This is a genomic window from Candidatus Mycoplasma haematohominis (assembly GCF_902712995.1).
GTDB lineage: Bacteria > Bacillota_I > Bacilli_A > Mycoplasmatales > Mycoplasmoidaceae > Eperythrozoon_B > Eperythrozoon_B haematohominis.
The window spans coordinates 14,959-27,583 of record NZ_CACTIB010000019.1 but is presented as its reverse complement, the minus strand read 5'-3'; the positions used below and the strand labels follow the sequence as shown (position 1 = coordinate 27,583).

Here is a 12,625-nt window from a genome sequence, read left to right as displayed (position 1 = left end):
CTCCATGAGCACAAATTGAGAACAATTAACTGCTTCTCAAATAGAAGTATTAAACAAACCCTACCAATCCTCAATAATCTACGGCTGAAATAAACAAGAAACCCAAAAATTAGCAGCAATAAAGATAGAAACCATAATAGATACCAAAAAAATAGAAAGACCTAAACAGTTACTAATAGTTGCCTACGACCCACAAGATCTAAACCTATTTAAAGAAGAATTAAAGAACGCCCTAAACCCAGAAAACCAAAATTGAGTAGACCAAATAGAGTATTTATCCTACGAAAACCTAAAAAATAATTTTCTAGTCAAGCAAAAAAATCCAGACGGAACAGAAAAACAAGTTGCGCTAACTAAACAAATAGCCGAAAAATGCAAACTAATTTTCTTCATAGGAAACATAAAAGGTCATCCATACCCAGTAAATTCACAATTCATAAAAGTACTATGCCAGCACGTAGACACCTTCTTCTGACAATACGAAAGAAATGACATGGACAAATTCGATCCAGAACAAAAACAATATCTAGTAATAAATAAATTCGAAATAGATCTTAAGATAAGTCAAAACGTAATTGAACACACTGAAATAGATGATCAAGACATAAATAAATTAATAAGTGAAACAGAAGAAATACCATTTGACAGCTTCTGAATAAGCAAAAAAATAAAAGAACTACAAAAACAAGGATACTCCTTTAGAAGCTGCTGCATCTATACAAACACAGAAGAAGAAAAAATAAAATACAACAGAATACTCCCGGAATTATTCCACAATGAATTCAAAATATTCATAGATTGACTAGAAATAGCCAAACTAGAAACCTATGAACAAATCCCTCCAGAACTACTCAACTCAGTAAACAGCTACAAACATGAATTCATATACCTGCAAAATAAATCAATAGCTCAAGAAATAATAAGCAAAATTCAATCTACAAACCAAATAATAGAAATATTCGAAACCCTAGGTCTAATAACTCAACTACAAAAAAGAAACCCAGAAACCTGAAATACCTTTCTAGAAATAACCCAATACTACACTCAAAAACAAAACATAAGAGAAATAAAAAAGAAAATAGAAGAAAAATCAAGGGAAATTAATTATCAACTAGCCAGAACCAAATCAGAAGAAATAACTGATAAACCAACTTTCGGATTCCTAATAACAAAAGAAGAACCAACAGCAAAAGAGCTAACTTTAGCTAAAGAAACCATCTTCTGCTGACCTAGCTTCTCAGAAAAACCCCAAGAATACAAAGCCCTAAAAATTCCTTTCGTCCAAGCCAAAGAAATAGCAAATCTACCAAATCAAGAACCAACAAACAACTTAAATAAATCAGAAGAAATAAGAAAACAAGCTATTCAAAACAAAGGAAAAGCAATACTAGAAAGCCTAACAGAAAAAGAAATACTACATGATGTCAAAGAAAAAATAGAAAACCTAATAAGTCAAAACATACCAGCACAAAAAATATTCGTTATCTCCTCTATACCCTACACGTGATCACAAAACTTATCCAACTATCAAGTAAAAATAGAATCTCCAGAAAACTTCCTAAAAACAATCTCCAACTGCCAAGAAAAACTAACTTCAATAACCACCAAAAAAGCCTTAATTCAAAAACACTTAGAAAGACTATCTATTCCAGTAGAACTATGAAACAACTATTACACACTAATTAACTTAATAAATCAAGAATCCAAACAAAAAAGAAGGCCAATTACATCTCTATATGACGCACAAGAAAATCCGTACTTAAAAAGTGAACTAAGTAGACAAGAAATAAACGAACTACACAGTATCTATTCCCAATACCAAAAAGAAGAAAGACATTTACTAAACGAATACAACTTCCTAGATGTTCTCCACTATCCAGAATACTTCAGCACTAGACAAAAAATTGAAGAAGCATGTATTAAACACATAGAAGCATTAATAATTATTGAACACCACCTACTATCAGAAGAAGAACTAGATTGAATAACAGAAGTAATTAAATATGTAGATCAGGTACTAGCAATCTCAAAAACCAACTCAAGTGTATATGCAAATGAAAAAAGAATAAGAAAATTCAGAAACAACTTCCTAATACTAAACGCCGGACCAATCTCAGAAGAATACGAAACAACTACTAATTACGCTCTAACTCTACTAAACAAACTAACTAATTCAAACCTAAACAACCCAAATCTAATAGGAAATCAGCCTATATCCTACATAGCTAACTCTCTAGAAGAAGAAAATGAATGAATCAAATCCAAATTAACAGATCCCTCAAATTCTGTAATCCTAGTAGCTTCACATGAAGGAAAAGACATTTCTCATATCAAACAATTATTCCCTAATACAAACGTCTTTCAGATAAGCGCTATAGGAAACCAAAAATATGACAATGTTTTCATAATACGCCTGAATAAACAATTCGGAACTTGAAGTCACAACCATATCCACTCAAGATACTTCTACAAAGCAATAACCAGTTCAAAGAAAAACCTATTCCTATCCAGCGATTCTCCAGATATTTCTCCTTATCTAAAAACAATTAAAGACCTAACTAAATTAGAAACTCCAATTAAAGAATCAAATGAAATTGAAAGGCCAATATTGGCGACAACAAGTATTCCTCAAACAACAAGTATTCCTCAAACAACAAGTATTCCTCAAACAACAAGTATTCCTCAAACAACAAGTATTCCTCAAACAACAAGTATTCCTATTAACTCATCAGAAATAAGAAAACAAGCAATCTATAACTCTAAAGAAACCATATTAGAAGGACTAACAGACGAAGAAATAATACAAAGCGTAAAAGAAAAAATAAACCTACAAATCCAATCAGGAGTTGAAAGAGGAAAAATATTCGTAATTTCAAATAATCCAACATTCTGAAAAAAACAAATCCCAGATTCGCTAATAAACATCTTCACTTTCAATGACTTACTAGAAACTCTTTCAGGAAGAAAGAACAATTATCAACCGATATCTATCAAAAAATCTCTAATTCAAAAATACTTCGAAAGCAACAATATTTCAGAAAACAAATGAGACTATTACTACGATTCCATGAACTACATGTACAAAGAAGACAGAAGAACTAACCAAGCCACACAATTAAAAGTTTTCCAAGGCGACATGAGCCTAAGACAACTATGAAATCCAAAAGAAATTGAAATCATATATAACCTGCATCAACAATTCAAATACAACACTCCAAAATCAAATGAGTACATATTCATAGATGTTTTATACAGACAAGAATGACTAAGTAGTGACAATAAAATACATGTTGCCTGCTGAAAATACGTCGAATGCCTAATATTTATCGATTACTACTTACTAGCAGAAGAAGAATTAGATTGACTAGAAAAAATAACTAAACATGCAAAAAATACTTTATTCATATCAAAACACAACTCTTCCCTCTACCAAAAAGAAAGAAGAATAAAAAATATAAGAAATAAATGTCAAATCTTTAATCCGATAACAATCTCCGAAGAATACTCACAAACCTCAAACTCTGCCCTATCTCTTCTAAATCAACTAACAGGTCTAAAAATAGAAAATCAAAATATACCAGGAGAAAAACCAATTACTTACATAGCCAACTCCCTAGAAGAAGAAATAGGTTGAATACAATCAAAAACCAAAGATATATCTGACTACATAATTCTCTTAACCCAAGATAAAAAGAAAGAACTCTATTACATAAAACAACATTTCCCAGAAGACAAAATACTTCCAATAAGTGAATTAAAAGATCAAAAATGAGAAAACGTTTTCGTTATCCAACTAAATAAATCATTTGGTACCTGAAGTCACAATCACATCCATTCAAGATACTTCTACAAAGCAATAACAAGCTCTAAGAAAAACCTATTCCTATCCAGCGATTCTCCTAACATCTCTCAATATTTACAAGAAATTAAAAACTTAACAAAAATAGAAACTACAAACATTTACTTACCTACAAAAATAGAAGAAATAAATGAATTACAAGAAACAAGTGAATCAATAAATTCAATAGAACAAAGGAAAAAAGCCCTATCTAACTACCGAGAAACCTTACTAGAAGGGCTAACAGGAGAAGAAATACTACATGATGTCAAATCAAAAATAGAAGATCTAATAAGTAAGAATATAGATCCAGAAAAAATATTCATAATTTCCACAAAACCAATTTTCTGAAGAAAAGCAACCTTCCAATATGACATCAACAGCTGTTTCATAGACGGATTGCTATGCGCAATTTCTCAAAAAATACAAAGCTTTGGAGCAATAGTCAACAAGAAAGCTTTCATAGAAAAAATATTTCAAGAATTTAAAGTACCCAAAGAAAAATGAGACCAATACTACGACTCCATAAATTACATGTACAAAATAGACAGAATTAAAACCCAGATAACCAAAGAATTTGAATTCGAAGCAGATAAAGAACTAACTTCTCTATGAAGCAAAGAAGAAATAAAAGAGATATACAAGATTTTCCACAAATATAAATACACAAAACCTCAAACAGGAGACTTCAAATTTATTGATTCTTTCTATATATGAGAGTACGCAATAAATACAGACAAAAAACTTGAAGAAGCCTGCAATAAACACATAGAAGCTTTAATAATTGTTGACTACTACTTACTAGCTGAAGAAGAACTAGATTGAATATCACAAATAATTAAATACGTCAACCATGTCTTATTCATCTCCAAAAACAGATCAGATATATACACCAAAGAAATAAGAATACAGGAACTAAGAAGTCAACTAAATATATTCAAAGGAAGATTACTGAAACAAGAATACTCCCAATCCTCCAATTATTCCCTAACTCTTCTAAACAAACTAACAGGTATAAAAATAGAAAATCCAGATTTACCCGGAGAAAAACCAATTACTTATATAGCTAACTCACAGCTAGAAGAAATCATGTGAGTTAAGTCTAAATTAACAGATCCAGACAACTCAGTAATCCTAGTAGCAACAAAAAAACAAGAAGAAATAAAACTTCTAAATAGCTACTTTCCAGGAATAAAGGTTCTTCCAATGATGCAAATAGAAAACCAAAAATGAGACAACGTCTTCATAATGCAACTAAACAAATCTTTTGGCGCATGAAGTCATCATCACATCCACTCAAGATACTTCTACAAAGCAATAACTAGTTCAAGAAAAAGACTATTCCTAACCAGCGATTCTCCTAACATCTCACCCTACCTACAACAAATTCAAGACTTAACTATTACAGCATCGGTTTCACAGATTGAAACTCCACAGATTGAAACTAAACAACTAGAAATCTCCTACCAACCAACAACTTACACCAAATACCAAGAAGAACAATACACTTTCACAAACAATAAATCTAGATTCCTAACTCTCTCCAAAAAAATAAGAGAATCTCAAGAACTAAACAAATCTTTAATAGTCCTAACAACAAGAGACTACCAAGAAAACCAAATACTTACCTACTGTTTCCCAAACCAAAGCACACAATTCCACATAAACAGATTTATAAAAACAATCATCTCTTTAACACAAACAAACAACATGGAAGAAATACTCAAGTCACTTAAATTCATGTTCCTAAAAGACACAGAATTCAAAAAAATATTTAAAGCAGAATGGCCAGACTACATAACCTTACTAGAAACAATAAATAAATGCAAACAATACTTAAAAGAAGAAACAAACACTTACAACCTTCTTTCCAACCTATCAAATGAAATATATTCTTGAATATACAAATCTAAATATCTAACACTACAAGAAAAACAAAATACAGTAAATTCAATATCCAGCCTATTAACCAACTCCTCAAGCGTAGAAAATTTTTCTTCTAGACTAACACCGGAAATTAATTACGTTAAAAAATACATAGATATAAGTAATTCACCTCAAACGTTCGATCATGTTCTGGTACTAATTGACGACTACAACCAAGATTCAGAAACCTACGAAAAATTATGGAAGAGTAGAGCCAGAGATAAAGTTCTTCTGTTTATACTTTCTTAATTTCTAAACTGAAACCTCCAATTAATGAACGTTAATTGAGAAGAAATAACATCCTCTCAAATAGAAGTACTAAAAAGCCCCTACAAATCCTCAATAATACATGGCTGAAACAAACAAAACACCAATAAATTAGCAGCTATAAAAGCTGTCAACTTCATAGAACAAGAAAAAATAGAAAGACCTCAGCAAATACTCATAGTTGCCTACAATCCACAAGACCTAAAACTATTCAAAGAAGAATTCCAAACTATTCTAGAACCCAACCATAAACACTGAGCCAACCACGTAGGCTACACCTCCTATACAGAACTACAAAATAATTTCTTCAAAAAAGAAAAAACGGAACAATCAAAACAAAGAATAGTAGTTAAAAACTACAAAATAGCTCAAGAAAGAAAACTAGTTTTCCTCATAGGAAACATAAAAGACCAGAGCTACTTTGTAAACCTTAACGCCATCAAACTACTCTTCAGAAATGTCGTCATTTTTTTCTGACAATACGAAAGAAATGACATGAAACAATGAAATGAAGAAACAGACTACATACACATAAATAAAAATTCATTAGATTTCTCAACTCAAGCGGCTACACCCCAACAAGACGACTCAATAGAAGAACTAGCCTCTAAGCTCTTAAAAGAAGAAACTCCCTCAACATTTAAGCAAAAAAATGCTCAAAGTGTTTATGCGAAGCCTGCTTCAAAAGGAAAAAAAGAAATCGAAACTAAAAAAACAATCCAAACCAAAAAAACATCTGAACAATTAAGTGATCACAATGTTCTTCTTAGAGAAATATACAAACTACAACACGAAGGTTACTCTTACAAAGACATCTTTATCTATACAACAACTCAACTAGGGACAAAAAAATACAATGAATTAGTTCCCGAACTATTCAAAAACGAATACAAATTTTTCATAGATTGATTAGAGATCTCAAATTTAGCCAATTTCAATCAAATAAACAGAAAGTTACTTAGCTCAATTAGAGAATACCAATACATAGACTCATTCACACTTTCCGATTATCAAACAAAACAAGTAATTGAAAAAGTACAAAGAGAAAGCTTAATAAAAACCATATTTCAAAATATAGTAGTTAAAAGGGAAAAAGCAGAAATAAGAAAAGAATTTCTAAACCTAATTAATCCAATAACCAAAAAAATATATTCAAGAGAAATACAGCGAAAAATACTGGAAAAATCAAAAAAAGAAACTTATAAGATAGCCGGCAAAGTAAATAACAATACTAAAAAAGCAAAAATAGTTTTCTTAACTAAAAAAATAGCTCCAACCTCAGAAAATCTAAACCTTGCAAGAGAAAAAATATTTATTTATTCTCCTGAAAAAAGCAATTCCTTCGAAATCTATAACGCACGCGCCACAAAACCTAATGAAACTCAAGAAATTCTAAAAAAAGAAGTTTTCGATCCGCCAACAATAATAGAAGAAATATTAAAACTTCAAAGACAAGGGTATTCATATAAAGACATCCTGATTTACACAAATACATGAGAAGAAACTAAAAAATACAACAGCCTACTTCCCCAAATATTCATAAATGAATACAGATTTTTCACAAATTGGTTAAAAATATCAAACTTTGGCAGTTTCAGTCAAATACCAAAAGAATTACTTAATGAAATAAAACAATACAGTTATTTATCTCCGCTAAGCCCAACAGAGGAAAATATAAAAGAGAAAATAAAGCAAGTTCAACGAGAACCTTCAATAAAAAATGTATTTACGAAAATAGTACAAAGTAAAGCGCATCCCCGAACACTAAACACACTATTAGACATCATTCATCCATTTACAAAAACAATATACGAAAAAGAAATACAAAAAAGAATAGAAAATGAATCCCAAAAAATTAATTATCAGATAGCTCAGATCAAGATTACAGCAAGCAAATATGTTCCTAAAATAGCTTTCATAACATCAGAAAAAGAGCCAACGCAACAAGATTTAAGCCTGGCAAAAGAAAAGATATTTGCATACTGCGAATACGAAACAAAAAAATTTAGAGTCTACTCGCCATCTTCGGGACTCTATAAAAAATCTCAAACATATGAATCTTCCACTACTTACTCCACTATCGCCATACCAAGAGAAAAACCTAAATACACAGAAGTAATTGACAAACCAATCCCTCCAAAACAAGTTAATCACAACTTTCTCAATAATTCAAAAGTAACTGATTTCAAAACTAACTCAGGAATCTCAAAAATTCAATTCACAAAACCTCAATCTCAACCTCAATCTCAACCAAAACCCAAAGAACCAGAAATTCTTAGACAGGAATACTACAAAGATGAACCAGATTTAATAAGAAAGAAAACAACAGAACAAGTAATAGAAGAAATCAAAGAAAGAATTACAAAACTGAATGCAAAAACCTTCATTGCCAAAACCGATCAAGAAGAAATCGATTGAATTAAATGTAACCTAATACAACCAAGCAATACAACAATCGTCGTTGCTCATTACCCTAAAAAAGGAGTGCCATCTTTAACCAGCAACTTCCCCAACATAGAAATACAAAAAATAAGTCAAATAACAAGCATCACAAAAAAGAACATATTCATAGTCCACCTAAACCAACTATTCGGAGCAAGAAACAAAAGATATGAGCACGCCAAACTCTTATTTAAAGCCATAAATACCAATACTGAAAATCTATACCTATCCAGCAACAATTCTGTTATTTCTCCAATTCTGAGTCTCTTAATTACACCTCAAAACCAATTCAAAAACTTTTCGCGCTTTGAAAAACCTGTTGAGAAACCTGTTGAGAAACCTGTTGAGAAAATTTCAACCGAAAAGATTTACTACAACAATAATGCTCAAAAATTTGCAGAACTGTCTAAACACATAACTAAATCTGAAAACCTAAATAAATCTTTCCTGATCGTAACACCTAAAAATTACAAAGAAGATCAAGTTATTTCTTTTTGCTTCCAAAATAGAGCATGTCAATTTCATATCAATAAATTCATAAAAAAAATAATTCAATTCTCGTTAGTAAATAACTTGGAAAGCATAATAGAAGAGCAATCTCTAATATTCGAAAAAGACCCTAAATTTAAATCTCTTTTTAGAGGGGAATGACAGGATTACATATTCTTCACAGAAACAATAAACAACTGCAAACAATACATAAAAAACAACAATTCGTTACTAGATATTGCTAACGAATTAATGGCTTGAATCTACAAATCGCCCTGCATAACAAGAAACACCAAACAACAAGTAATAGAAGAAATAAGAAATTCAGAAATCAAATCTAAAAATTTAAAGCAATTTATAGATAACTTAAAACCAAACGGCAACTGTATAACAAACCACGAAAACTCCGAAGTAGATCCAGCTGACTATCTATACATACTCATAGATGACACAAAAGAAATAGAAAAATGCCAACAAATATGAAAAAGCAAAGCTAAAGAAAAAATCTTCTTTCTAATAAAAGAAAACAGATAATGTCAATAACAAAAAAATTTTTTAATTTATGGAGAAATAAGAAAACAGAAGAAAAATACGAAATAATTGATTTTCCAAATTGGCCATCAAAAAACAATTTTCCTGAGTACACCATAATTAGCGGTTGAACCGCATCAGAAGCTCACAGAATAGCAGCTCTACAAATTGCAAATTTAATTCACTCAAAAGAAATAATTTATCCTCAACAAGTACTTATTATCGCTTACAACATAAATGAATTATTAATCTTCAAAAAGCAACTTTCAGATCAATTAAAAGATAGCAAGGAATACTGAACAGACGAACTAGACTTTAAGACTTACATAGAAGCATGAGATGAATGAATAAGAAATAACGAGTCCAAAATAGCCTTAAAAGAACTAGATAAATATAAAAAGGCAGTCTTCGTAATAGGAAATATCAGCAATGTTGAATACGAAATAGATGACATCGCCCTAAAAAATCTATTCCAAGATATTCCCACCTTCTTTTGACAATATGAAAAAAATAACATGGAAGATTGGGAGGAATTACATTGCACTTTTATTAACAAAAAAGACTTAGATTTTCATCCCATCGCGCCACACCCAGAAGAACAAACATCACCAGAAAAAGAACTAATACTTAAACAACTAGAGCAAGCAAAAAAACAAAATCTTCCATTAGAAAACTTCTGTATCCAACTAGAAAAACAATCAGACAAAGCCAAGTATCAATTACTAATCCTAAAAATATTTCAAAAAAAATTCAAATTACTTTTAGATTGAATAGAAGTAGCTACATACAGCAGCTATGACCAAATTCCAAAACATCTTTTCCAATCAATAAATTCAATTCAATACGAACAAATATACATTCAACACAGAAAGTTAGCTAAATACTTCATTGAACCAATACAAAAAGAGAACAACATAAAAGAAATATTCAAACTAATAGGTTTCTACAAACAACCTCATTCAGAAATATGTGATGAATTTTTAGAAATAATAGGAAATCTGAAAACCAAACAACTTCTCAAATCCATACAAGAAAAAATACAGATACACACGAAAGAAGTCAGCAACAAACTTATAAAGGTCAAAATTCCTACTATTAGTTATCCGCCAACCTCTAACTATGCTCTTTCTCTAATAAACAAACTAACAAATTCCAAATTAGAAAATCCAATCAAAACAGGTCGCAAACCAATACTTTTTGTGGCCAACTCCCAAGAAGAAGAAATCAAATGAATCAAAAATCAATTAGTTCAAATATGGCCAGCAACTATTCTTATTTACGAAAATACTTCTTCAGAAATACTCAGCCTTGAAAGGCTATTTCCCTACATAGAAATAGTAAAAATGAGCGAAATAAAAAATAGAACGTGAGAGAACATATTAATTCCAAATCTAAACGAAAACTTCTTCTCTAAATATCACCTACAACTTTTATGCGACTCGATATACAGTAATACTGGCCAACTATTTTTCTCCAGCGATTCTCAAAATATATCTTCCTTATTAGATCCAATAAAAGAGTTAGTAACAATAAAAACACATCCTAAAAAAATTAATAATTATCCGCAAACTTCTAACTATGCGCTTTCTCTAGTAAACAAACTAACAAATTCCAAATTAGAAAATCCAAATTTAGAAGGAACAAAGGCAGTATCCCACATAGCTAATTCAACTCAAAATGAAATTATTTGACTCTCCTCTAAACTAACAAACCCTTCTAATTCTTTAATAATTATTGCATCCGATAAAAAGCCTGAAAACTACGAATTAGAAAAACTCTTTCCCAAAATAAAAATACAACTAATAGATGAAATAGACAACATCACGTGAAAAAACATATTCATAATTCAACTAAATAGCGACTTCAATTCATCCACTCACTTTCAGCTCTTTTGTAAAGCGATACTTAAATCTTCCGACAAGCTCTTTCTATCCAGCAATTCCCAAAAAATCTCTCCTTTTCTAGAAAAAATAAAAGAACTAACAACAATTTCAGAAATCAAAAAAGAAGAAAAACAAGAGGACTACATTCAAACCATAAAAAACAAAATAATGCATTCAACAATGGAAAAGCCTAGAACCTACATAGCCCACTCTCAAGAAGAAGAAATCAAATGAGTAGAGAAAAAAATTAAAAGCCTTTCCACTGCAACAATAATTACGCATTCTCAAACGCACTGACAAATAACATGCCTAAAACAACAATTCCCAAATCTAGAAGTTATAAATATAAGCGAAACAAATCTAAGAACATGAGAAAACGTATTTATAACTAACCTGAATAGACTCTTCAGCTCGCCAAAAGATCTTCAACTTCTAAAAAACTCAATACTCAGTTGCTCTAAACAAATATTTTTCTCCAATAACACTCCATATATCTCTCCATTCCTAAAACAAATACTTAACCTAACAAAAGTAGAATCTTTGGATCAAATAAATTTAATAACAAGAACCTATTTCAAAAATCAACAAGAAAGATGCCAAAACTTATCTGAAAAGATAGACAAAGCAGAACAGGAAAATAAATCTTTTGTAATCATCACTACCGAAGACTACCAAGAAAATCAAATATTTCTAAACTGTTTAAGAAATCAATGAAACCAATTCCAAACAAACTTAGTCCTTAAAAAAGCAATAAACCTCATGAAAACAAAAGACATGAACAAGATAATCTCAGAAATCAAATCCATATTCTCACAAAATCAAGAAATAAAACAAATCTTTAGATGAAGCTGACAAGACTACATAAATCTTCTGAGAACAATCGAAAAATGTAAATATTACATAGAAACAGAAAGCACGAATTATTTAATAAAAAGCGTCTCAAACGAGCTCATATCCTGGGTTTACAGCGCTAAAAACTTAAGTTACAAAATCAAAGAACAAACCTCAGAAAAAATAGAAAAAAGAGTAGATAACTGCAAAGACATCAGTGGCCTTATTTCAAACTTAAATAATCCAGAAAAACAAATAAGGAAGCACACAGACTTAAATGCGCAGAATGAAGAGTTTGATTACGCGCTTATATTCATAGATAAATTGCAAAATATAAGAACTTGCACAGAAAATTGAAGAAGTGGAATAAGAGAAAAGATATTTTTTCTTATATGAGAGGATAATTAAATACGTATAA

At 30.5% G+C, this 12,625-nt stretch carries 3 protein-coding genes; all 3 read left to right on the top strand.

The window, feature by feature from the left end; genetic code table 4:
• Nucleotides 1–4: 4 nt before the first annotated feature.
• The 3 genes from H6411_RS03035 to H6411_RS03025 are packed head-to-tail and all read left to right on the top strand — an operon-like array spanning nucleotide 5 to nucleotide 12,615.
• Nucleotides 5–6,013, top strand: a complete 6,009-nt coding sequence (locus H6411_RS03035; protein ID WP_216083173.1) for a hypothetical protein — start codon at nucleotides 5–7, stop codon at nucleotides 6,011–6,013.
• A 24-nt stretch (nucleotides 6,014–6,037) separates the two neighbouring features.
• Nucleotides 6,038–9,496 carry a hypothetical protein gene (locus H6411_RS03030; RefSeq protein WP_216083172.1) on the top strand — a complete coding sequence of 1,153 codons (3,459 nt, stop codon included), beginning with the start codon at nucleotides 6,038–6,040 and terminating at the stop codon, nucleotides 9,494–9,496.
• Nucleotides 9,496–12,615, top strand: coding sequence for a hypothetical protein (locus H6411_RS03025; protein WP_216083171.1), 3,120 nt, complete (start codon nucleotides 9,496–9,498; stop codon nucleotides 12,613–12,615). Before H6411_RS03030 ends, H6411_RS03025 begins: the two co-directional genes overlap by 1 nt.
• Nucleotides 12,616–12,625: the final 10 nt, after the last annotated feature.